Raw genomic sequence first — 25058 nt, 5'->3', positions numbered from 1 at the left:
CGGCTAATCGCCGGCATGCAAGTCAAAGGGCGGGCGGGGACATTCCCGTCCGCCCTTTTTTCTAGGAATTTCATGTCTCTCTTGGCGACAGGGCAGAGATGAAATTCCGATTGAAGTAAACAACCGTACTAGGCAACAGAGATGAAACCTGCGCAACAGCCCCAACTCAGGAACTGGATTGATCTGAAGGATTCGAATGGTGCAAAGCTCATGGGTGGGCTTTTCCAGAATGAATGGATGGTGCTGGTAATCAAGGGTGTCCGTCCGAGGAGCACTGCCTTCTATCGGATCGTGAATGACCTTGGGTTCATCATCGCGAAGAACGGAGTGGATCTGACGAAGGCGGTTGCGCTGACTGATCGTGTGCTCGCCGCACATTTCCATTCGGTGTTTCCTGATGCAGTCGTCCGCCCCATGGCTATGGACGAGTTCTTCATCGACTTCAACAAGCTTGCCCAGGAAAAGCGGCGCAAGGATGAACTCCGCAACCAACCTACCAGCCAGGCCGAGGAAACTCCTTCGGATCTTGAGTCGATCGTAGAGGTGCTGAATCGTGCCACCTATCTGGGATACAACCTCTCAGGCCAACAGGTATACAAGGGGGCGGCCGGACGATTCATCCTGGACAAGAGCGAAGCGGAAGATAAGCTGATTCATGAAGAACGGATTGCACCGTCGCCGCTGTTCCTCCGCGGAGCCACCGCATCGGAGGTGAGGGAGTGCGCGAAAGGGGTGCTGCGCGCGTGCGAAAAGGGAGAGGCGCAGAGTCTCGACGTGCTTTTGCGATTCGCCGGCGCTGTGCTCCAAAAGGAGGTCGTCACCCTGGAACAGAGTGATCGCGCCCTGATTGCACAAGCGATCGATAGCGCGATTCTGGAATCCTTGGTGGAGAATAACGACACTGCAGGGAAAGCTTGGGCCGACGCTGCTTACTACCAGGAGATGATGCCTGGCCGAGCTGCGCTGATCGATGACAGCTTGAGCACACCGTATCTTCCTGCGCCGGTCGCGGTTCAGGTGCAGCGCTTCCTGACTTCCTCAAGCAGCGTACTCGTGTCCGGAAAGATCCCTGGGTTCGGGTTTGGGCTTCTGCCGGAATCTACCGCTGTGTTTGTCGAGGACCGGGATACCCGCGATTGGGGAACCGAATCGCATCATCGTCCGTCGGTTATCGCTCCGGCTGCGGCGCTTGATGCCCCTGTCGACGCGAGCTACTGGCGCGTGTCGGGCAGCCCCACAGACGCTGAAATCGCTGGACATTTCGCAAACATCAGTGAAGGCGGAACTAGCGTCGTCACCGCGGGATCCTTGGACATCCTGCCGCGCCTAGAAGCTCACGCGACGCCGGCGCAGGTGATCGTGATTCCGGGGTGGCTAGCAGGTACGGCCAAACCGATTCACATGTTTGTGCTTCAACACGTAGGCCGGCCCAGTGAAGGAAGCTCGCCGAAGGCCGTCTCCATCTCCAGCTGGAACGATCTGAAGACTCTCGTCGACGAAGGGTTGCTGCGCATCGGTAAAGAGGCAGAGGCGCGCGAGGCGATTGCTCAAGACTCGAGCCGAGCAGAGAATCGCTTCCAACGGCCCTACCTGGCGTTTTCCAAGACCGGCCAGGGCAGCACGATGGTGCCGAAGAACCTGCAGTCTGCCGCAGCTTTTGCTCTTGCTCGGCTTGAGGAGGCCAACGGAGGCATTGACGACTTCGTTGCTGCAGAACTTGGAATCGGTGCGGAAACGCTGAAAGACAGGTTCTCACCCGAGCAGGTCGACGCGATTGGTCTGATCATCAACCGGCTGCAGGGCGGTCGAGGCTTCATCCTGGGCGACGAGACTGGCATTGGAAAGGGCCGTGCCATCGCATCAGTGTGCAGCTGGGCAAACAAACTTGGAAAGAAGGTGATCTTCGTCACCGATCGATCAAACCTATTCTCAGATCTTGGGCGCGACCTGATCGATATCGGAGAATGGGAACGCTTCCGGCCCCTGATCACGAACGTCGATGGTCGAATTCTGAACATCATGGGCGATGCTGAAGAGCTGGCCACGCCTCCTACTGCTGCGCAAATGGCTCGCATCATCGCCGGCGACATCGAAGACAACAGCAACATCATTTTCACCACCTACTCACAGATACACGGTGAGGGCTCGCAGAAAGCTGCCTGGCTGGCACAGCAATGTTCCGACGCTTTGGTCATCTGCGATGAGGCGCATATCGCGGCGGGGTCCGACTCTAACATCGCGAAACAGATCCAGAGCATGGTCGACAGTGCCTGGGGTGTTCTCTATTCATCGGCCACGTGGGCAGCCTCGTCCAAGAATCTCCACATCTACAGCCGCGCACTTCCTGAATCGGTGAACATTTCGCAAGTTGCCACCGCAATGCGCGCCGACGGTGAGGTGTTCTCGGAGGTATTCTCATCCATGCTCGCAATGGATGGCGCCTTCATTCGGCGCGAGCACGATCTTTCGAAGATCGACTTCACCGTTGCCATCGACAACGTCTACACGGAACGCAATCAGCAGGTTGCGGCACAAGTCTCAGAGTTGCTCGGCATGATGGCTATGGTCTCTGGCGAGATCAACCACATGCTGCAGCGAATGAACGCGGAGACACGCAACGCACTGTTGTCGGCGCGGGAAGCCAGGGACACCATCACCGCGTCCGACGCGAACAACACCGCGAGAATCGCGTCCAACGAGGCTCGCCGAGCCGAGTTGACGCGAAATGTTGCGGCGAGGGAGGAAGCGATCGCCGCACTTCAGGCGAACAATCCGGGCCCGTTTGAAGGAGATATTGGTTATCAGCAGATCGCCGAGGCTTTCGCAGCGGGTGACCGCATTGAGGTGGACGGAGTTCTCGCACAGTATCAGCGCCTGCTAGGGGAACTAGCGACGTGGCGGCGGCTGCTGGACGAGGTTCCAGCGAACACCGCTCCGGCGCAGCAATCGCAGGCACCTATCAGTAACAAGGCCGGCAAGCTCTTCACGTCGAGCTTTGGAACTGGCGGCGCGATCTACCAGGTCATGCGGAGAACCCTCGCGGCGCTCGCGGCTGACTACACCGCTGACTGCGCCATCGCGTCCATGCGAGCCGGACGCAGGCCGGTCGTTGTGTTCGAAGAAACCGGGGAAGCATTTGTACGTCAGCTCGTGAATGAGGAAATCGAGCGAATCAAGGTCGACATCGAAGCACTTCGAGCGCGGGGTGACGCCAACGCTCTCTCCGATGCGGACGTCGTAACTCGCGAGATTGCCGACATGCTAGATGCCGGCATGGCGCCGGCAGAAGTTGTTCAACAGATTCGCGTGCCCACTCTGCAAGACATGATGCGTGGCCTTCTTACCAAGCTGGGCGGCATCCGCGTGACTGATGCAGCTGACGAGGCTCGATATGGAGAAGATGAGGATTCCCAGTCGACCGTTTCAGTCCAGACGCGAATTCTCGACATGGCTGGGTTGGACCAGGACGTGGTCGACTCATACAAGAAGGGCATCGAGACGATTGCCGCACGAATCGATGCGCTGCCAATGTTGCCGATCATCCCGGTAGACACCATGCGCATCAAAATGGAACGCGCGGGCATGTCGGTAGGGGAAATCTCCGGCCGACATTACGCCTTGGAGCCGGCCACAGATGATTCGTGGGATGGTACGAAGGCGGTTTTCGCTAAGCTAAGGAAGCGCGCGCGGAAGAAGTCGGACGTAACAAAGCTCGTGAAGGACTTCAATTCCGCCGCGGTTGACGCATTGCTATTGAACAAATCCGCGGCAACCGGGATGTCGATTCACTCATCACCGCGCTTTCCGGACTCGCGTCAGCGTGAGCTCTTCGAGATGCAGAGTGATGAGAACCCGAATAACCGCATCCAGCTGTTTGGCCGAGTGAATCGCTTCGACCAGGTGATTCCGCCGAGGATCGCAATGATGACTACCGGCTTGCCGGGCGAAATGCGTCCTCTGATGATGCAAAACAAAAAGTTGACGGGCCTTTCGGCAAACATTCGTTCCTCACGCGACAACGCTGCAGTGATGGAAGACGTGCCCGACCTTCTTAATCGCACCGGCGATCGTGTATGTCAAGAGTATCTGCTCGAGAACCCAGGCATCGCGGGTCGTCTCGACATCCAAATGTCTCGCCTGCATGCCGCTCATGGTCTGGCGCAGATGATCACGCAACGGCTGGCCTTGCTGGCGCCGAAGGACCAAGACAAGGTGTACGCCGACCTGGTCGTCGCTTACGAAGACGCCTTGCTTGAGAATCAGCTTTCGCTGGACTCGGACACTATCCCCACGAAGAACTGGAATGCCAGGACCATGCGTGAGAGTGTGGCATGGGGTCCGCGGGAGAATATTTCAGCCTTGAGCGCATTCGACAGTCCGGTGTTTCGTCGGGAGGTCGAGTTCACTCAGCACTATCAGCCTATGCAATGGCAGGATGTTGAGGCACGAATCGTTGAGTCTTCTCAACGACTTGCCGCGGATCCGCGAGTCAAGCCTCAGCATATCCTAGGCGTATCCGAGCTGCAGTTCGGTGACCGCGTACCTGATCTCACATTGGCAGCTGAGAATGCTGCTACGCCTCAGGAACGCCATGATATGTGGGTGGAGCGCATCCTGTCGTCAATGGCTATGAGCCTGCCTGAGGAAGCCTTGCAGGAGCCTCAAGACACCGACGATGCAGATGATCTCGCCGCCGACCCGTTTGGCGCCGGCGCTGCGCCCTCGCGTGGCGCTGATCGCATGGGTCAAGGGTTCGCTGCCTTACAGAATCATTGGGTAGCGGTGGAGTCTCGCATCCCAGGCACACAGACCATGCAAAGACTTATGGCGTTGGTCTCTCGAAGCGGAGCTTCGGCCAAGCTTTGGTTCTTGAACGAGCGTGGCCAGGCCAAGCAATATTTCCTCAACCTCGAGAAGGGAGTCCTCCTGCATCAAGAAGGCCCCGGCTCCTCACTCGTAGAGTTGCCCACTGTAGAGGGCATCACTGAAGATAGTTGGCAACGCAAGCGCTTCAACAAGGTGTGGGGGTCTCTGAACCCCGAGGTCGAACTGGTGGATTTCTCGTCGGTGACCAAACATGCCGCCAATGTGATGGAAGCGAAAAAAGTTATCGCATTGCCTCAAACCGGCTTCGAGACGCTGGAGAAAGCTCTTGAAGCTGGTGAGCACAACGCCGTGAAGGAAGCTCATTTCCGACAAGCGTTCATAAGCGAGATCTTGCCGCAGCTCACACCTGGAACGCAGGTTTGGATTCATACCCGCGATTCAAACCAGCGTTTCGGGCACTTCTTTAACGATCGACGTCTCGTAGTTTCGGACGTGAAGATTCCCCCCCAGGGTCAAGAGGCTGTTCTGTCGAGATGGAAATTCCACTTTTCGACACCGGGCGATGAGGCTGAAACGGTGTTGTCTGGGGCACTTCTGTTCAAGCTCGCCGGCTCTGCACCAACATTTCCGTTGATCAGCGCGAACTCCAACCTTTACATGGGCAACGGTTCGGAAATTGCTAACGCTGCGAGGCAGTTTGGTCGCTTCCAGGTGGGGCCGATAACGCGCCGAAAGACTCTTCTGGTCGGAAACATGTTCCAGGCAGGAGAGTGGGCCCGTGCGACCAAGAAGGGAACTTCGATCATCTATACGGACGAGGCTGGTCAGGGTCATCGAGCCGTAGAGATCGATGGCCTGCACGGGTACGCTGCGAGCAGCTTCCCACTGAGGCTTTTCACTCGCGCGAGCATCAAGGACTTCATGAGTCTTTTGTTCGATACCGAGGCCGCAGCGCAGGCTGGCGTGAACTACAACGCGGATAGGGTCGCGGTTGTGTACACGTCGTTTAAGGGTGCCCTCGCATCAATGTCGCGTGACACAAACCTTCCTGATCAGATGCTGATCGATGTCGCCAATGGCGCGATTGGATGGAAGATCGACAAGGCGGAAAAGGAGAAGATTCAGCGCACCCTTCGAAATGCGGTAAACAGCGATCAGCGTGAGTGGGAAACTGCGAATCCTGGCGAGCCGTACCCTGTCGTGTACTCGACACGGGCGGCCCGGTCTGCGACCGAAGAAACGCAGCTGTCTATCAAGTTGCCGCCTACGCCCGCCGGGCGAGAGCGCTTCATGGACATCCTCATCAAGACTCAAGGGCTGCAAATGCACATTCCGGAGCGCGGCTTCAGCTACTCGTTGGCACGGATCGCAGAGGAGCGGCACTACGCGAGATTGGCCGCACCTGCACTCGAAGACCAACGTAGGGCGCAAGAACAACGCGACCGCCGGGAACGTATGAAGGAAATGGTCGGGACTTCCTTTGGGGTGCCAGAAGGCGCGCCGGACCAGTGCCGTATCGAGCAACAACCAGCCAATCTGGCGGATGCCCAGAATTCGCAGCGTATCGCGCAGGACGAAGTGGTCCACGAGGCTAGCTTGAACGCACGCGTGCAGTCTTCCTCCTCGACTCCTGCGGCGTAGGGGGGGCGGGAATTCCGGGCCGATTGGTTCGGTATTCACTTTGATCTCAGACCCCCAACACTGAGAATAAAGAGTCGACGATTGAAGGTATGTATGCTGCCGAAACCCAAAACACTTTGGATTCCTGAAAAGCCCAGCGTTGGCCTAGAGATGGCCGCCGCATTGTGCCGCGTGAAAGGTGCCTCTGTCTCGAACAAGAGCTCCGCGGGCAAGGACGGATACCTTGCGCTCAGTAGCGGCGATGTCATTTGCAGTGTGTTCGGGCATATGCTGCAAATGCTTCCACCCAGGTTCTATCTGACACGTGAGCAGAACCAGAGTCTGATGGATGCTCTCCCGCTCATCCCGGACGTTTTCAAGTTCGAACCGTCGCCTGAAACGGGTCGCGACGGGAAGGTGGAGATGAAGGGCAATAAGCCCGTACCGTCCCGTCGCTTTCAACTTTTGCAGAAGCTTATCGAGCGTTCCGACAAAATCGTGAACGCTTGCGATATTGATCGCGAAGGTCAGCTGATCTTTGACGAGTTGCTGCACTACGTTGGAAGAGATCCATACGGTGCAGACATCGGCCGAATCAGTATCGTCTCCATGACCGCAGAGGCATTGGATCAAACGGTAAGGGATTGCGATCCCAATGGCGCGGGTAAGTGGAAGCTTCGAGGCCTGGCGGCGGCAACGCGCCAGAAGATGGACTGGCTGCTTGGCATGAACGCCTCTATGGCCTATCAGGTGGTAACTGGCATCCGAGAAATGTCAGTTGGCCGTGTGCAAACGCCTGTGCTGGCCCTTGTCGTCAAGCGTGACCTCGAGATCGAAAACTTCCGATCTCAGGTTTACTACGTCCCTACGCTTATCTTGGCTGATGGCACGCGTCTAGCTTGGCAGAAGCGGCTTGACGGTGAGGGTACTGCTGGCATAGACCCGAACGGAAGAATCGTCGATGCAACCCTTGCCCAAAGCATTCTGCAAAAGATCCAGGCCGGATTACAGGGTACCGTAAGCGAGGCCAAAGTCGAGAATGCAAGCGAAGCACCGCCGCTGCCTTTCTCGATGGGGTCGCTTCAATCTGAAGCCGCAAAGCAACACGGCCTGACCGTGGCTGAGGTTACGAAGGCGGCTCAGACGCTTTACGAAAAGCACAAAGCAATCACCTACGTTGGTACAGACTGCCGGTATCTGCCAGAGGCGATGTTCTCCGCCGGCGCCGGCGTGCTGTCCGCACTCGGTGAGATGTTCAAAGAAGAGGTCGCAAGTTCAAACGCGGCTCTCAAATCTCGGGCGTTCAATGATTCGAAAATCGATGAACACTTCGCAATCGTGCCTACCGGGAAGGTCCCCTCGTTGGCCAATGCGGAGGTTGCAGAGCTAGCGGTGTACCAAACAATTTGTCGCCGCTACATCGCCCAGTTCTACCCTCCCGCAGTAACGAAGAAGGCGGGCTTGACGGTGGTATTTGGCACCGACGAGTTTAGAGCGACGGCCTCGGAAGAAGTGGCTCGGGGCTGGAAGGCAGTCGAACGCAGCCCGGCAAAAGATACTAAAAGCGCCGAATCCAAGGCAACCGTCGCTGCGCTCTCGGCATATCAGAATGGCCAGGCTCTAAAGCCCTCGGGCGCGGAGATTACTCAAGGAAAGACGTCACCTCCGGACCGATATACGGAGGATGCGCTGATCCGCGATATGGAGAATGCAGGGAAGTTTGCCCGTTCCAAGGAAGAGCAGGCAATGCTGAAGCAAACCGAAGGTATCGGAACAGCGCGTACGAGAGAGCCGACGCTCAAGAACCTGCTCAAGCGTAAGTTGCTCGGGTCGCGCAAGGTGGGTAAGCGTCACGAGCTCGTATCGTCTGACATTGGCCGACAGATGATCGGCCGGTTGCCGGCCTGGCTTACAGACGTGGCCACGACGGCCAAATGGGAGACGTTACTCGGCGCCATCGAGCGCGGTGAAGCTGATGACTCTGCGGTGCTCAACTCGCAGATCGTCTACGTGAAGGATGTTGTGGCCCGCGCCAGAACGCAGATCACCTCAAGCCCAAAGTAGCAAAAATTCTATATTTGTACTGCTAGATCAAATTCGCTTTGTTTTCAAAGACGTAGCGTTGTTGCCAATGCACTGACCACGCTTTTCAATGACAAGGCTATACTACCAAAAACGATGTTAATTAAGGTGTTGCATGACTTCTGTCGACATCAGCCATCCGGCGCTCCCCGAGCGCCCCGAATTCCGAAGCCGGTTCGATCTCGCTTTGAGGTCCGTCGCTGGCTGGAGCTCGGGCGATCGGCACCTTTTCGTCGCGTCCTTCACGACCACGAAGTCCGCAGCGCAAATCGCGGATGAGCTGGGTATCTCTCAGCAGAACGTCCATTCTCAGCGCCGAGAGCTTCTTCGCCGGTTCATGCGGGCAGCGTCTCCGCTCGCCGCAGCCTGAGTCCTGTCCAGTCCCTGATCCGCTACGGAATCTCTATGACTATCCAACCCGTACCCACCATCGCGAAGAGGCCGTCCCTGTTCTCGCGAGCAGTTGGCAGCTTGCAGCCGGTTGAGCCGCCGCCCCTTGCCGGCGCCATGCGTCAGTTGGCACTGGATTTTGCCGCGGCGCCGCAGATCAATGATGCGATCGTCGCCCGCGCGCATGCAACTCAGTACGTCGAGTCCGCGAGTGCTGCACCAGTAGCAACTGATGCCCCGCCTGCCGGTTTTACGAATGATGCGTATATCAGGCTGGTGATTGACCTGCTTCTGACCTGCGCTGAAGATCTCACCAAGGCGCAAGCCGTGCTTCGAGACCCGGCGTCCAGCGATCGATCAAAAGCGCATTCGAGGGTTATCCACGATGAAACGTCTGGATGGCTGCTCGGCACGTTCGAAACTCCGCTGTCATTTCAAGACTGCGCGGATCTGCTCGAAGAAGAAATGCGGATTCAATCGCTTGGCCAGGTTGCCGTTCCCCGGGTGGGGGAGCGGTCCGATGAGCTGGCGCGCTGGATCCTCAATGATCCGGCGGAAGCTCGCTATGTCTTGCGAAGCTATCGAACGGTTTTCTCGCCTCATGGGGAAGGGCTCGACGACGCGTACGAAGATTCGGATGACGAATCTGCGGCGCCGGTACGTCAACGCCAAACAGCCTAAGGCAACGGGTCATGGTTCTTCCAGGGTACGTCGATTCCTATTCCCGCTTCCAGTGTGCTCTGTGCGGGCACACTGAAGAGGACGTGCCGGACAGCAATACCTGCAGCATATGTGCAGGCGAGATGCTGCCCCCCGTTCCCATGGCTGTAGACCTTGGTCTGGACCTTGGTTCGCTCACGAGGGGGGCGGACTCACTGTCTATTCATCGCGTGTTGGCGCAGTACGCGAATTGCTGTGGCATTCAGTTTTTTCTTGGTGATACCCGGCTACGGTCGGAGCAACTCTTTCAGCCTGAAGCCGTCATGCCGGTAATTGCGCTCGAGGCGATGCGCCTCTGGCAAAGCATCGAGCAAAGACCTGGCACGCCGGCCGCTCCGTTCGATAGTCTGGAGGTCACTTTTAGTGAAAGCTCCAACGGCTTTTTCCCGCTCGCCGCGTACCCGCCGCCGGTCGGCAGCGACGTCTCATCAACATTGCGATTGTTGGTCTTTATCCTTGCTGCGCGCCGCGTGCTAGGACTGACCGAGAATGCTCGGATTGACCTTGTTCCCTTTATTGCTCAGTGGGACAGGATCGAGTGGGATGGCGAAACCATTCCTCAAATTCCCGTGCCCGAGGGGTTTGACTTGAACTTCCAGATGAAGGAGTTCGTGACTCCTCGAGCTACTTCGCCAACATCGGCACCCGCTGGGACGCACGCTTCACCGAATTCGTTCGCGTCTCAGTCCACTTAACAGGAACTGATTTCGTGACGGACAGCAACTCGCAAAAAACAGCCCCCCAGCTCAGACAATCGCGATTTGCGCTCCTTCAGGCCTCGCGCACGGGTCTCATGAGTACAGCGCGCGCTGCTCCCACTCCTGCGCCCTCTGAGGTGCCTGAAACGGCTCAGGAAGGTGCTGATGGAAAGGATTCTGCGCCTGAAAACGTGGGCGACGTTGCGTTGACCAACCCGGCGTCCAAGACCGACGTGTCGTATCGTGGCATGCGAACAGCTTCTGATGCCACGCGGCCGATAGCGCTGACAGAAGGTATCCAAGAGCCGCTTTCTCCTGACCGTTTGCAGGCACCGAAAGAAAGCGTCTTTCAGAACCTGGCGAATCAGAAGACTCTGAAAGTGACTGCTGCTGGTTCCAAGGCCCTAATGCGATTGTTCGCAGCGCTTGCCAAAGAGCCTGGCAGCGGCGCAGAAGTGCCAGCGCACATTCGGACGCAGATCTTGAACCACCTGGTTCGAGCCTCGCACGATCTTGCCAACGACGTTGCCGAAAGCATCGTTGACGGCGGCCGCAATGTTCCCGTCTACCTTAGAGCCAAGCTATTGCAGCAGGCCGCCGACTTCGTTTCGGAGCAATGGCAGAAGACCGGGATGATCGACACCGGGCCGTTAAAGGAAATCGCTAAGCGGGCGTTTGGTGGAGCTGCTCCCTATCTCAACCAGGACGTAGCGGACCTCTTCCACCTGGCCGGTGAGTACACGAAGGCCTCCACTCAGGAAATTAGCCAGTCTCGGATAACTGAGGCTGCTGTGCGGGCTACGTGGGCTGCGTTGCGAGAGGTCCAAGGTTTCGACTTGAGTGACTATGACAGCGAGCGGGAGAAGGAAGAGCCAGCACCCTTTTCCTATGGGCGTGATCCTCATTCGGTAGCCGGTGCGTTAGCCCGGATCGCGCTGGAGATTGCGAAAGAAAACGAATTGGTCATGGATGACCTGGATATCTCCACCACTTGGACGCAAAATTCCATTGATCGAGCTATCACACTGGTGCGGGCAGAGTATCAATTCCTGACGGACCGCGCTCTCCGCAGTGCGTTCAAGGACGATCTGTTCTCCGAGGCAGCGCTGCAGGGGGTCAACGCCCTGTATGACCAGATCATGCGAACGGTCCAAGAGCGCGCCCGGAACGGCTACATCCTGGTCGAGAGAAATGCTGTTAACGCCATGGCGGCCACGTCGTACGTTCATTACTTACCAAAGGCCCGACCTTCGGTATCGTCTGCAACCCAACAACCCGATACTTCGGAGCATGGCCGCGAGTCGGTAACTTGTGCCCCAAATTTGGAGAAAAAAAGTGGCTCAACTTTCAGTTTCGGCCAGCGGCCAAAATAAGCAAAGTAAAGCAAATCCTATTAAAAGGAGTTTTGCACGTCTGACCATGAGCGTTTGGATGGCGTGTTCTGCCTCGCTTGTTCACGCGCAGGTCGCCGACGTGTGCGAGGAAATTGAAACGGCTCGCTCCGATCGGATTGAGCGCGAGCAGGGCGCGATCGACGAAGCGCACACGACTATGGGTGAGGCGCGAGATGCAATGGCCGACTGCATGATCGACGTGAGCACGCAAATCGGAAACGCAGTTGGAGCATCTGGCGCCCTGGGAAAGATTGTCGACGTGATCGGCAAGCAGATGAGCAGCGCTGCATGCGCTCAGATCAAGAAGCAGTCTCAAACCGCGATCGGGAAGGTCAACGAGGCGATCAATAAGGCTGGCGGTGGTGCCGCAAGCGACGTTCTTCAATCCGCAGGGGGATCCACCCCCGCGATCGCTACGCCCGGAATCTCGAACGCAGCCGGTGCCGGCGGTAGCGGCTCCACATGGGATGACCTGGGCAAGCTGCTGGGCAACTGATAGAGAGCGAAACATGATCAACGCGAAACTTAGTGGCATTACCCTGAACGCAATTGGAGCGTCACTCCTCGTCGGGGGCGTGTTCATGCTCTCACCAGGCGCGGCGGAAGCCTACGTCAAATGCGATATCACAGCCATCTGCTCTCAGACTGCGCAGATGGAAGGGCAGATGACCCGGAATCGCATCAGTCAGATGCAAGACGCTGTGTCAGCAGCGGTGGACCGGGCACGCTCAGACATCGTGCAGGCGATCGGCCAATCCACTGCCGGCATTTCCAGTGCAGTGTCGAAAAACACGGGAATTGCCGGACAGAACCAGGCGGAACTCGAGAAGGATCGAGCGAAGAACGAGGCCGAGCGGGAAGTCGCTCCGACTTCGTGCGGAAACGCAGGGGCATCGCAAGGCCCGCGCGGAGGTGGCTCCGGCGGCTCCGTTCGGCCGAGCGGTCCCGGCAGCAATTATGAGCCGTCCAACGTCGATGAGCGACTGAAAGAAGCCATGAATGTGGCGAACCAGACGAGGACGCCGCAGCTGCCTGACAAGGATGCAAACAAGCAGCATGCGGATCTTGCCGTGGGCGCGTGCCGGACCTTCGTCGTCATCGGTTCGATCCGCGCGCAAATGTGCGAGAAGGTTTCGGTGACGCCTTCAGCGAAGAATCGTTTTCCCGACGCAGATATCAAGGCTGCGACTTTGTTCGACGGGCCTCAGGCCGAGGGAGCGACGCTCAAAAATATCTCCGTGCCCGTGCAGGGGCCCGAGCGTGACGCCCGAGCAGCCTTTCTCACGATGAACAACAGCGCTTCGGTGGCGCCTTGGCCGCCGGGAGACATCAGCAAGTCTGTCAATGGCACGCCCTATTTGGGCCTTCGCATGGAGTATGAGACGGCGAAGTCCATGGCAGCGTACCCGAGTCAGGAGTATGACCGTCTCACGACGGTAGACCCAGCAACGAAGCCTGCGCTGGAGCAGATCGCGAAGGAGGACGGGGAGTTCCTCAAGCGCTACTTCAAGGATCTCCCGAAGCAGTCTTACGAAAACGGCGTGTCACCGGCGATGTTGAACGATATCGAGGTCGAACGCCGCATCGGAAATGTGGACTGGCTGAAGCGAATGGCGGCTGCAGATGCGAACACCAAAGCAGCAGAGCAACTGATGATCTCTGCATACAACCTGCGCCTGCAGCGCGATCTCGTCACGGCGCAGCTGCAGACCAATGTCCTGCTCGGAAAGATGCTCAACAACAGCAACGAGGAGACCTATCGCGTCCGATTGGAAGATGCGTCGCGCGATCTCGTGCAAACAGCGACCCAAGCCAAGGATACGGGAAGCAGCACCTCCCAGAGCTCGAACCAAACCAAATAATGGTGACCCACCGTGAACTACATCCTTAGCCCAGGGCGTTGGCGCCAAATCCTTGCCGCGTCGGCGCCGGTGATCCCTCTGCTCTTCCTGATGGTGTTCCTGATGATGGCAAGTCCTTCCGTCGCGCAGACGATGGCGGATATGCCCACGCTGGAAGACATTCAAAAGAACGCTGGAAGCGTGGGCGGTGCCGACGCGGACAAATCTCGCGACATCATCTACGCGATGCTGGGCGAGTTCGGCAAATCGCCAATGACCACGGTCGGCATGGCGAGCAGCATGCTTGGCAAGCTCTTCTTTGTGTTCAATTCCGTGCTGTTTGTGGTGGGTATCTCGTTCATCGGCTACAAGACGGTGATGGCCGTCGCTGTGTCTGCCCATGAGGGGGAGGTTCTTGGGCGGCGACTAAACGGGTTTTGGATTCCGATTCGACTTGGAACGGGCGTATTCGGCATGATTCCGGCATTTGCCGGCTTTTCTCTAGCCCAATCGATCATGCTCTCAGTCGGCATCATTGGCATCGGGTTGGCCAACATGCTGGCGACGGCAGCAGTCCAGTCTGCCGACAAGTTTGATGTGGTGATTCCGCCCCCCGGCATCGCGACCACTTCCAGCCCAGGCTCCGTCGATATGGAGACGGCGAACGCGCTCTTCGCCATGAACGTGTGTCAGCTGGCGTCGAACGAGTACGCCAACATCATCATGAAAGGGCTGTCTCCGCTGCTTTCGCGCGTGACCATGAACAATTCTGGTGTGGCGATCAGTGGTGCCGGTGTGGATTGTGGCCGCATTCGTATCATCGATGAGACCGATAACGTCCGTAAGTCCGGCATTTGGAATGCTGGCTTTCGCAATTCTGCTGTGAACTACGACGACATTGCACAGCTGGCGACCCGGGTGCTCGACGCTCGCCGCGGCGCTTTGCATTCGCTTCAAACCCAGGTTGCACCCATTGCTGCGTCCTGGTTCACGGCGGTGAACGCGGGTAACCTGCAGGCCTATCCGATCCAACAATTGGCTTCCATCGTTTCTTCGGTCCAGGCCGCAGAGAAGCAGAGTATTGAGAACCAGTCAGGGGCTGAGGCGAAGAAGGCAATTTCCGCCATCAGTACCAAAGCCAAGAAGAACATGACCGATGGGGGCTGGATGGCCCTCGGTTCGTGGTACTCGACCTTCGGGGAGAGCAACGCTGCGGTGCAATCGGCAGTTCTGGCGAGTCGTCTCGAGATCGCCCCGATGGATCTGTCGCGCACGTCAGTGCCTGACACCATCAAGATTCCGTTGACTGCGCTGTATGTGGAGCGAAACAAAACCCCCGACACGTGCCTGTTCGGTTTGATGGATAAGAACGCGATTGGCAACTGCTCGCCGGGACAAAGCGCGACAAAAGCTCTTGTAGACGCTTTGCTGGACAACACCGGCGGCACCAAGATGGTGAATCCTGTGATTGCCGCAAAGAACATCGGTGATTGGCTTCTGACCGGTGTAGGCGCCGTGATGGCCATGCCTAAGCTGAGCGACATTCCTGTTATCGGCGGGGCACTCAGTGGCGCGGCAAACATCGCCTCCAAGGTCCCCGGCGTGGGCAAGGCCGCAGGGTTTCTTGCGAAACTTGGGGAGATCAAGCCGGATAGCATGGCGGGAAAGATCGCCAGCACGGTCTTGATTGGCGCCCTGGTGCTTGGCCTCGTGTTTGCCGTCTATGTTCCGTTTATTCCCTTCATCACCTGGTACACAGCCCTCGTTAGCTACTTTGCTTCCCTCATCGAGGGGCTAATTGCAGCCCAAGTGTGGGCGTTCTCTCACTTGAACGATGACGGTGAAGGGATGGGGCAGAAAACCGAGCGCGGCTACGTCTACATCCTGAACATGCTTCTGCGTCCAGGCCTCATGGTGATGGGCTTCTTTTTCGCCTCTGCGATCCTGACGTTGATGGGTACGTTCTTTGCCCAGCAGTTTGGGCCGGCATTGGCAAACGTACAGGGTGACACCTTTACTGGACCGTTCATCATGGTCGGCACGCTCTTCGTGGTGATGATCGTGTTGGTGACGCTGATCCAGACCGTGTTCAATTTGATCTACGAAATCCCTGATCGTGTAATCGCTTGGTTCGGCCACGGCATGGAGGCTCGACTGGCCCAGCAGATGGATTCGAAGACGGAAGGGAAGGCGGAGAATGCGTCCCGCTGGACGGGGCAAGCGCTGGTGGCCCGCGGGCCCATGGCCTGAGCTCAGCAGCTGCGCAAAAGAAAAGCCCCGGTCAATTGGCCGGGGCTTATTCTTTGGGGTGATGATTTGAAATCAGAAGATGTAGGCGATGCCTGAAATCCATGCGTAAATTCCGGTGATAACGAGGGAGAAAGCTATGGCCTTGAACAGCGACGATATGGATATCCGGGCCTTGGTTGCGACCACCTTGGCAACCTCATCCTTGGTCATGGAGGCCGAACCCTCCGACGAAAGAGCCGCCTGGGCTTCAGCGTGGAAGGCCTCAACGTTTAGCAAATGCTTCACCGAGAAGCTCAGCACTGCAAGTATCCAAAAGCCGCCGACGATCGCCGGGTACACATCGGCAAAGGCAGCTTTGAGTTCGGGCTGATTAGCGGTCAGGGCGTTGACGCCAGCGTAGGAAAGGGTGCCGAAGAACAGCGCTATCGATGCCAGTGCTGCCAAAACAGCGCCTCCGGAGAAGCCCAGGCCGAGCTGCGCGTCAACGGCCTTCAGACGAGATATCCGCTCACGCAGAACGTACAAAGTGCTAGCCATCAGCACGGCCAAGAAGAACACAGCCAAGCTCAGAGCCGGCTTGCCCGATCCCATCACGGCGGTCACGAAGCCAAAGACGGCCAGGCCGCCCCAGCCTACAACGCCTGCCAGGTAGGGGTTACGGCTGTCGCGAAACAGGGCGTCTACACCCTTGAACGCAGCCGACCAGCCCGCTTGCGAGCATGCACGGAACACCGGCAGCAGAATCGCAGCGCCCATGCTCGCTCCGACCATCCGGCGACCAACGGAACCGACCATCTGGCTCGAATCTTTAAAGGGGGACATCTGTGCGCTCCTGAGCGACGTTTTCGTTATGGTGAAACCATCTTAGCAAACGGCACATTGCAACTTCAATGGGGGTTGGGCTCCTGACCCCAGAACGATAGAAATGGAGCTGTTTCGTTTTTGAGAGGCTGCATCATAGGAAATACAATTGAAAGACCAACATTCTGGCCGCATAAATCCATGAACCAGCCGAGTACGAAAGACGGAAATCCTTCTGCAGTTGTCATTGCTCAGCGGCTACGCAGATCCTCCCTGGCCACTGCCGAACGGACGGCCCAAGATCTGGACGCTGGCTTGGCGCTCCTCGATGAGCAAATGGCCAAGGATAAGACGTCCGAATGGCAGGCCGAAACGGTATGGTTGCTCGACGTGCTCAAGCTCAGCGGCCTCGATGGAATTGACCTTCAGCTACGAGATGAAGACCAAGGCTCTATTCGGCATAAGAGAGAGCAGGCCACTCTTGTGGGGGCACACAAGCAAGCCAAGCAAGCTGTGTTGAGCCATTCCTCTCCGACCGCAGCGGCCGTCATGCTATCTCAGCATGCTGATCGGCTTATTGATCTGTGCCGTCAAATCGCTGCAGATGCCCGTAGCCACAACCTGGCTGAGGACCACATCGTCAGCGAACTTGCCATGCAGCGTGCGAAGCCCAAGGACAAAGAAGATCAGAATCAGATCGGCGTGTAGTCCTCACACCATTCTCGCTGTTATCGCATGGCCGGCATTGTCCGGCCTTTTTTTCGTCCATACCCAGTCTTGATCGCTGCTGAAATTGATCAAAAAGCACTTTCGATGTGCGCGCAGCCCTTCACCAAGACGCATTTTGCGTTTAGCTTGGATTGCGCCAAATTGCATTTCATTCAATACGCCGCGAAATCCGCTCAGGAGAGAACGCGCATGAAAATGCCGCAAATTGCATAAGCTTGCTTGTCTGTGTGACGTAGCGATATTCGAAGATAATGATTCAAAACCAATTTGGCTAGTTTGAAAAGTGTAATCAACCACGCTAGCTTGGATTCAACGCTTTTGACCCTCAGTAGATGTAATCTAGATTTACTCCAGCAACATTACATTTGATTCCAGATTAAGTCTGCAATCGAGCAATTTAGACCGACATGGTGGCAGCCCGCGAATTGATTCATATTGAATTCGATTGCCGGCTTGATGCTTGATATCCATCCCGATTCTCAGCCACAAGTTGATGTATGTTGATTCTCCGTCATTTCCTAGAGAGCCTTTACCCCTGGGGGCGCAGCAGCGCACCTCGTTGGAGGGCCCCGGTTTCAGCGAATGAAGGCCTGCGGCTCGTCACGCAGGATCGGACTGAGCATCCCAATCATCGAAGCCTATACAGAGGATTTCACAGAATTGACTGGGATTTGAATTCCTTTGTAAAGCGCAAAGAAATCACACATACCGGGCAGCGTAGGCGGGTGATAAATCTGCCATTCGATATCGCCGCCGGTTCAAAGTGAAGAAAAAGCGATTGAATTACATTTGTTGGATAGTATTTTTATGGCTACATTACACTGGTGCTACCACAACAGGGGTAGGGGCCTCAAGCAAAGTGGCGAACCTTAATTGTAGTAAATCAGCATAATCAAATGCACAACCCACCTGAAAATTTGGACCTCCCTGAACGTGATGAGGAATGGGATGAGGATGAAAGCTATACGGCTTCTGCCACCCTTTCACCGCCGCTCCAGCACCCGCGCCAGATCAAAGACAAAACACGAGATTTGTACCTCTCGTACGTCAAAACCCTGCGCAAGAAATTCCTCGCGGTGTCGCCCGATGCACATACGAGGGATGTGCAGCCCATAGATCTCGTTGATCACCTGATCGCCCGCGCCCCGAACATCAGGCCCAAAACTTTCATCAATTACCGCAGCGGGCTGCTGTACTGGATCAACTCCCTGCCTGAATCGGCCGAAACTCATCACGCTCGGCTGGTGCTCCAAGTCGGCGTGCCGAAATCAGGCTTCAAAGGGCCGAAGCCTGGAAAGACGTCGACCCTGTACAGCTCGCGCTCAAGCCGGCCGCGGACCTTTAAGCGTCGGCAGTTCGAAGCGCTGATCGCCGAGCTAAACCGTCGTAGCGCTCGAGGGGCTGATCGTCGCAATGGTAGAAGGGCCTCCGAGCTCATGGTGTGGCTCCAGGCGGGCCTCGCGAGTGGCTTGCGCCCATCGGAATGGGAGAGCGCGAAATGGATGGATCAAAGCAAGGGGCTCTTGCTGGTCAGGACGGCGAAGCGAAAGACCGATGTGAATGCTCTGCCTTCGTTGGCGGGTCTGCCTCCGCCTGAGCAGAAAGAGCGCGTGGTGGAGATCGATGCCGAGGACAGAATTTGGGTGGACCAACACCTCAACGCTGTGCGGCGCCACCTTCTGTCTCAACAACCGTTCTCGAGCTACTACGACAACAACCGGGTCTACCTCTGGAACATCTGTCGGGACCTGTTTGGAGATTCGCGCCCCCCATTCACCCTGTACATGATGCGTGGGCAGTATTCCGCCAACAGGAAGCGGCGAGGCGTGCCGGTGGATGTGGTGGCCGCCCAAATGGGGTGCGCCCCCAAAGTGACGCAGACCTACTATGGGAAGCGTCAGCATGGTCACCGTTCGTCCATGCCCGACCGACCGGTCACTGCGCCGAGACCTGAGAGGGCGGCGCCTGCGCAGGCTCAGCGGGGAGGGTTCTCATTCGCCAAGGGTTCGACATCGAATGGGGGCAGAACCGGATAAAACTGGCTTACCTTGCCTGGACTATCCAGCAATCTTTGAAGTAGATTTCATGCAACCAAATCTAATCGTTAAGGCGAGGTGCAGACCATGGGTTTCGGAACAGTCATTGACCGCGGCGTTGAGCAACTTGATTCTCCCGCCCCCAAGATCTATGTCCCGCCGGCGAAGTATTCGGAAGAGCAGCTCGAGATCATCCACTGCAAGGCGCCCATTGTTGTTGGCCAGGCCTTCGCTGGGTCCGGTAAATCGACCACCGGTATCGGCATTGCAGCCCACAACCGTGACAAGCGAATTCTGGTCCTCTGCTTCAATACGGCGAACGCCGCCGAGGCGAAGCTTAAGTACCCGAGCGTGAGCCAAAAGGTAACGGCTTCCAGCACCCACGCTCTCGCGAGGGAGTGTCTGTCTCCCCGACAAATGGCGCGAGTGTCCGAGCGGTGGGGGGCGATCGCGCTGCGTCATGAGCTGCCGCTTGTGGGCGGGCGCAACGACTACAGGACGGCCGCGGTCACCGCGAGTATCCTGAAAGAGTTTTTCATGTCGACTGATGAGCGAGTGGACCCCGTCCTTCATGGGCGGGATGCTCGCCGCAGTTTGAGTGCGACCGACGCCACGCTTGAGCAGTGCGCCCAACACGCCCAATTGCTATGGCTTGCCATGAATACAGGCGACGTTGTCCGGGGTATGCGCTCCGAAGTGAACTCCGTGACCATTCCCCATGACGCATACCTCAAGATGTTCGTGATGAGGGGCGGGAATCTCGGCTACGACATCGTGATCTTCGATGAGGCGCAGGATGCGAATCCCATCATGCTGCGCCTGCTGGAGAATCAGTACAAAACGGGTAGCCAGGTGGTGATGCTGGGCGACCGGCACCAGTCTATCTATGAGTTCCGTGGCGCGGTGAACGCCATGGAGAACCTGCCTGATAGTGCGAAAGTGTTGCCTCTCACGCAATCCTGGCGATTTGGCCCGAAGACGGCAGACATCGCGAACTTTATCTTGAGCGAACTCAAGGGGGAGGTGCTGTCCATCCAGGGTATGGGGGAAGACCGACCCTTTGACCCCAACGCCCCCGTTACGTATTTGTCCCGAACCAACGCTGACACGCTGCAGCGCGCCGTCGCGGTGAACGGGAAAGGTGTGCATTGGGTGGGTGGCATCGAAGGGTATCGGGTTTCGAGGCTCAACGATGCTTGGGCCCTTCGGTGTGGCCGCCTGGCAGATATCCAGGACTCGTACTTCAAGCGCAACTACCCTTCGTGGGAAGAGTTCAAGAACGCTGTCGACTTCGATTCCGAGACGAAGATCATCGCCAATCTCGTGGAAACCTACCAATCGCAGATTCCGCACATCGTAGAGCAGCTGTGCCAGAACGCTGTGCCAAAAGGTCGTGAGGCCGAGGCCACGACGGTGCTGACCACCGGGCACAGGTCAAAAGGGCTCGAATGGCCTCAGGTTCACATTGCTGACGATTTCCGGGATGTGTTCAAGCAAGCTGAGAGCTGGTTGTCGGGGCGGGGCGCGACCTTCCCGCTGTCGGAGATCAATCTGTACTACGTCCTGGCGACTCGAGCACAGCACTATTTGCGGCCGAACCACGAGATGGATAACTGGTTCGACAACATTGACAGCTACCGCCGGCGCCGGACCCGTTCGTTCTCCGCGACAGAGGTGGCTGAGAACAAGGAAGCCCCTTTCAGACGCCCCGGCGCGTTGGTGGCAGCTAGTGCGTTTTCGAACCTCCGCCCCATGTTCTAGTCCTGCCTGTTACAACTTACAACGTTTGGCCTTGCTATACTAATCTCCAAATCGAACGTGCAAAACCAACATTAAAGGCTTCAATCATGGGTATGTTGTCGAAGTTGGCGCCGAGCGCCATCAGTGAGAAAAGTCTGCGAGATGCGTTGGCTGCGCCTGGATCTGCACTTGCTGCCATGCGGGAGCATCCTGTCATGTCAAAAGCGCTGACCACCACGATCGGCATCGCATTCCCACCGGCCCGTGCCGGCCTTGTGGCGTTGGAGATCGCACAGAAAGTGCAGGGCCTGCTGCAGGAAGACCGTCCGTTTGCGAAGGTATCCCGGGCATGGCAAAGCCAGTCCAACAAGGGACTGTCGCTGATGGACCAAATTGATGCGACGCAAAAGCAGATGGGCGCAGAGCGTGCCCGGATGCGCGAAGGCATCTAACGGAACGGAGCTACAACCACATGCTCGCCCAGCGCCCCTCCATGTTTGCCTCACGCCCTGAGGACCTCAGCACCCTGCTTGAGCGGCTATGGCTGCGGTTGCGGGACTTGTCGGCGCTGGGTTCTCAGCTGAACTGGAGTGCGCTGGATGACAGCGACCGGGCCGAACTCGACAGAATCTCGAGAATTACGTCCGGGTATGCATCTTTCGTGCTGAGCTCGAGCGAAGCGAGCGAGTCAGACGACCCGCCCCACTTTGCCACAATCAAAGCGATGAGCGTAGAGATTGAGCTTCACTGCGATCAAAGCACCACAGCGTTGCGCTGGGCGCTCCGAGACCAGTCCGGCGAGGGCGCCCCCTCTATCCGCGTGCAGTAAAGCGCGTGGCTCCAGTGATCTCCTCCACCGGGGGCGTGATGCCTCCGGCCTGCGTTGCCGCCCCCCATTCATCGAAGCGGCATTTTCCAGCGAACCCGAAGCCCTCAGACCACGTGCGGTTTCTTCATGGGAATGGACTGGAAGAGCAGCGTTATGTCGGCCTTCGCCGTCTGAGCGATTCTCCCCACAAGACCGAGGTCAAGGCTACGCAATCGCGCAAGATCTGCGTGCAGAAGTTGCTCGGGTGGGTGGATCAGCTCGAGGGGGAAGATTCCGTCTACCTCACGCAGGCTGACTTTTTTTGGGGCAAGGCGAAGGACACGAACCGCTTTCGCACCACCAATACGTATCTGAACTCCATTGGCACGGTCTTCGTTGACCTCGATGTGTACGCGAGCGCGGCCTGGTCCGACAAGCCGATCAGCGAGGTAGCGGAAGCGGTCCTGAGAAAGTGTGCCGCTGCCGGCATCCCGTTGCCGGTTCTGATATCGAGTGGGCGCGGACTCTATGCAGATTGGGCCCTGTCCGAACGCCTGGACGTCAAGGACGCTTCAAACGTCGCTCGATGGAAGAGCACCCAGAACAAGCTTATGGGCCTCCTGCAGGAGTTTGGCGCCGATGCGAAGGTGAGCGATATCACACGCGTGCTGCGCCTTGTAGGTACTCATAACGTCAAGGCGGGGGCGCCCGTGCAGATCGTCAGCGACGACGGGCTTCGACATTCGGTTGAGGCGCTAGAGAAGGCTGTCGAGGGGCTTCCTGCCTTTGTTACCCGCGCCCCCAAAAGCAAGGGCGTCGGGCCAGGGCCCAGTCACACGCCAAGGATCCCAACACGGGCCAAGAGATCTGCCGCCCCCAAATCAACCGCACCGTTAGCCACGGAAGAAGCTCTGTCTGGCTTAAGGGCCATGATTGCATCCGACCAGCCCTTATACGCGAACCTTTCGGCGCTGCGTCAGCGTCACTATCGAATCTTCGCCGATATCGCCAGTTTGATCCTTTCAAGAGGGGGGCTGGCAGAGGGGACAAGGGACGAATTCATTTTTTGGCTGCTCGTCAGTCGCTTCAACGCCGGCCTCTACACAGTCGACCAGCTTCCCGTGCTTTCAGCGCAATTTGCTGGTCTAGCTCAAGGCGGTTTGGACCTATGGCAGGCCGGCATGCTGACGACGCTACACGCGAGAATGGCCCAGCAAGCGGCAGAACAGGGCGAGTTCACAGCTTCAGCCATCATTCGCAAGGTAGGACCGTTTACCGCCTGCGCCTACGTCGATCGCAACTCGAGCGCCCCCACGGTTAGGACTGGATATGGCCAGGGGTATCAACGGGCACGTGTCTATACGCCTTCCGTGGCCACGTTGATAACGAAGCTAGGAATCGCATCCCACGAGCAAGCTTCACTCAGCATTCTGATTGGCGCCGATGAAAAGCGCCGGCGTCGTAGTCTCACCGGACCTCGAGCAGCGCGTGGAGCGCGCAATCAGCGTCTACGCGAATGTGCGGCGGCTGCAAGATCGGTGAGAGCGCTAGCTGCCGAGTTCTCCGTCAGCAGGTCAACTGTCTACAGGGCTGTCGGTACCACAAACCATCGTGCTGAGGCCGATCGAGCAGGGCTTGAACTTGCGGTTGTCGATGCGTATAAATTTGATAGTACCCAGCCGATCAGGGCGATCGCCAACCAGGTGGGTGTACCCCTTTCCACTGCCTTCCGCTGGATCAAGGCGTATAGGCAGCGAGTTGCTCTGCAGCTGAAGAAGGAGGCGGAGCGTCGACGGAGCGAGGTTCTGTCCACGGTTCTGGATTGCCGCCCCTTCGCCGAAGCTCTTTCCCTTCGTCCCATGGCTGCGCCCCCAGGTTATGGCACTACCAATTCCTATCGTCTATCCGTTCCAATGTCTCAAGACTCGTTCGCCTCTAGTGTAGGTATACCCACAGGGGGGGAGGCGAAGGAAAGCACAGCTTCCTATTCCGACGTGTATAACCTTCCCAAACAGGCCCTGGATCGACGTTCATACGGCGTGACGCCCCCTGGATTTTCAATCGAAGAGGAAGATCCTTGGATTCTTGCTGCCCGGGATCCCCGCGGCGATCCGGACAATCCGTTCTTCGATCTGGACGGGGAGGGGGCGCACACTGAGTCCGTGGGCGTGGGCCAGGAAGAGGCTGGGGCAGATGCGATCCCTATGACGTTGGGCGCGGTGAAGGAGATGACCCTGGCGTCTATCGACCACAAGGCGTGGACCCCCGCGGAGAAGACACAGTTCAGAATGTTGGTGTCATCGTGCGAGGAGGCGTGGCCGCAGAGCAAGTACCAGGCGCAGATCGCCAAATCCTTGCTCGTCGGCAACAAGGAAATGCGCTCTGTTCTTCAAACCTTCTACGCACTTGCGAAAGACATGAGTGCTCAATTCCGGACAATTCACTCCTAGCTTCGTCGTTTAATAATCAAATGTATGCTGATAAAATCAATCATAAATAATGGCTTACAGGTTGCTCGATGTCCACGACTAGCAATGGCGGTCAAACCGCCGCCAATCCCGTTTCTTCGCCTACGACTGGATCGAGTCCTGCGCCGCAGCCGGCCTCGAAGTTCACCTTTTCCTTTGCCGCCGCAGCGAAGAAAGTAGCGGCACCAGCGGAGGCCAAGGCCGATCCATCTACCGCACCTCCTGCTTCGATTCCGGCAGCCACGACGACGCCCCCACCTGCGCCCCCTGCTGCAGGTCGACCGATCCAGGCGGTGGCGAGGCCGGCGTTCTCGCTACCTCGTGCGGCACCGCGCCCCGCTGCAGCCACTCAACCGGCTCCGGCCGCGCCTTCGGTCATTCCGCAGAACGCTCCCATCGCGCGCGCCGCTTCGGCCTCATCGCCAGCCCAGCCCCGAGGGGCGTTCTCGTTTTCGTCCAAAACTATCCCGCCGCAGGTGTCGTCACCCCGACCCTCAGCAGTAGCGCCGAGCGCGCCCCCTACGGCCACTGTGCCGCCCAGTTCGGGGCAGGGGGGCTTCAGCTTCGGGGTGGCAGCGGTTGACCCTGTTGTGGCCGCAAATCGGGCTATTGCGCCTGACGAACTCACGGGCATGCTGACTGAGCTGAAGATGT

17 protein-coding genes are annotated in these 25058 nt (G+C 57.6%); 14 read left to right on the top strand and 3 right to left on the bottom strand.

Annotated features, from left to right (window positions below; genetic code table 11):
- Positions 1-141 precede the first annotated feature (141 nt).
- Positions 142-6468, top strand: a complete 6327-nt coding sequence (locus tag AC1HFW_RS31660; protein WP_479286640.1) for a strawberry notch-like NTP hydrolase domain-containing protein — start codon at positions 142-144, stop codon at positions 6466-6468.
- 93 nt (positions 6469-6561) lie between these two features.
- Positions 6562-8511: a DNA topoisomerase gene (locus AC1HFW_RS31655; RefSeq protein ID WP_479286638.1), complete on the top strand. Its 1950-nt coding sequence runs from the start codon at positions 6562-6564 to the stop codon at positions 8509-8511.
- A gap of 121 nt (positions 8512-8632) precedes the next feature.
- Here the strand turns inward: AC1HFW_RS31655 and AC1HFW_RS31650 are convergent, their stop codons facing one another.
- Positions 8633-8836: a hypothetical protein gene (locus AC1HFW_RS31650; RefSeq protein WP_479286636.1), complete on the bottom strand. Its 204-nt coding sequence runs from the start codon at positions 8834-8836 to the stop codon at positions 8633-8635.
- Between the two features lie 98 nt (positions 8837-8934).
- On the opposite strand from AC1HFW_RS31650, the gene AC1HFW_RS31645 reads away from it, so the two are divergent.
- Genes AC1HFW_RS31645 through AC1HFW_RS31620 form a run of 6 tightly spaced genes read left to right on the top strand, consistent with a single transcriptional unit; the run spans position 8935 to position 15822 of the window.
- Positions 8935-9600, top strand: coding sequence for a hypothetical protein (locus AC1HFW_RS31645; protein WP_479286634.1), 666 nt, complete (start codon positions 8935-8937; stop codon positions 9598-9600).
- An 11-nt stretch (positions 9601-9611) separates the two neighbouring features.
- On the top strand, positions 9612-10334 hold the full coding sequence (locus AC1HFW_RS31640) for a hypothetical protein (protein WP_479286632.1): 723 nt from the start codon (positions 9612-9614) through the stop codon (positions 10332-10334).
- Between the two features lie 14 nt (positions 10335-10348).
- Entirely contained in the window at positions 10349-11710 is a 1362-nt protein-coding gene (locus AC1HFW_RS31635; RefSeq protein WP_479286630.1) for a hypothetical protein, read from the top strand.
- Positions 11673-12227, top strand: coding sequence for a hypothetical protein (locus tag AC1HFW_RS31630; protein WP_479286628.1), 555 nt, complete (start codon positions 11673-11675; stop codon positions 12225-12227). The genes AC1HFW_RS31635 and AC1HFW_RS31630 overlap by 38 nt, the downstream gene beginning before the upstream one ends.
- Before the next feature lie 13 nt (positions 12228-12240).
- The gene (locus AC1HFW_RS31625; protein WP_479286626.1) at positions 12241-13593 is read left to right on the top strand and encodes a hypothetical protein; all 1353 of its coding nucleotides are present in this window, start codon (positions 12241-12243) and stop codon (positions 13591-13593) included.
- 12 nt (positions 13594-13605) lie between these two features.
- Positions 13606-15822: a DotA/TraY family protein gene (locus AC1HFW_RS31620; protein ID WP_156350320.1), complete on the top strand. Its 2217-nt coding sequence runs from the start codon at positions 13606-13608 to the stop codon at positions 15820-15822.
- 72 nt (positions 15823-15894) lie between these two features.
- Here AC1HFW_RS31620 and AC1HFW_RS31615 read toward each other — a convergent pair whose 3' ends face one another.
- Positions 15895-16644, bottom strand: coding sequence for a hypothetical protein (locus tag AC1HFW_RS31615; RefSeq protein WP_479286624.1), 750 nt, complete (start codon positions 16642-16644; stop codon positions 15895-15897).
- A 180-nt stretch (positions 16645-16824) separates the two neighbouring features.
- On the opposite strand from AC1HFW_RS31615, the gene AC1HFW_RS31610 reads away from it, so the two are divergent.
- Positions 16825-17331 (top strand): hypothetical protein, encoded by a 507-nt coding sequence (locus AC1HFW_RS31610; RefSeq protein WP_479286623.1) that lies wholly within the window; start codon positions 16825-16827, stop codon positions 17329-17331.
- Between the two features lie 3 nt (positions 17332-17334).
- Here the strand turns inward: AC1HFW_RS31610 and AC1HFW_RS31605 are convergent, their stop codons facing one another.
- Entirely contained in the window at positions 17335-17649 is a 315-nt protein-coding gene (locus tag AC1HFW_RS31605) for a hypothetical protein (protein ID WP_479286621.1), read from the bottom strand.
- A 599-nt stretch (positions 17650-18248) separates the two neighbouring features.
- Here AC1HFW_RS31605 and AC1HFW_RS31600 point away from each other — a divergent pair.
- From AC1HFW_RS31600 to AC1HFW_RS31580, 5 genes are all read left to right on the top strand, one after another.
- Positions 18249-19388, top strand: a complete 1140-nt coding sequence (locus tag AC1HFW_RS31600) for a hypothetical protein (protein ID WP_479286619.1) — start codon at positions 18249-18251, stop codon at positions 19386-19388.
- 87 nt (positions 19389-19475) lie between these two features.
- Entirely contained in the window at positions 19476-21149 is a 1674-nt protein-coding gene (locus tag AC1HFW_RS31595) for a UvrD-helicase domain-containing protein (protein ID WP_479286617.1), read from the top strand.
- Positions 21150-21343: 194 nt separating this feature from the next.
- Entirely contained in the window at positions 21344-21580 is a 237-nt protein-coding gene (locus tag AC1HFW_RS31590) for a hypothetical protein (protein WP_479286615.1), read from the top strand.
- Between the two features lie 20 nt (positions 21581-21600).
- Positions 21601-21957 (top strand): hypothetical protein, encoded by a 357-nt coding sequence (locus AC1HFW_RS31585; protein ID WP_054432646.1) that lies wholly within the window; start codon positions 21601-21603, stop codon positions 21955-21957.
- A gap of 5 nt (positions 21958-21962) precedes the next feature.
- Positions 21963-24386, top strand: coding sequence for a hypothetical protein (locus AC1HFW_RS31580; protein ID WP_479286613.1), 2424 nt, complete (start codon positions 21963-21965; stop codon positions 24384-24386).
- The last annotated feature ends 672 nt before the right edge of the window (positions 24387-25058 follow it).

It is taken from the genome of Achromobacter sp. ISS7, assembly GCF_056523125.1.
The sequence above is the reverse complement of the archived record's forward strand: the minus strand, read 5'-3'. Positions and strand labels throughout refer to the sequence as shown.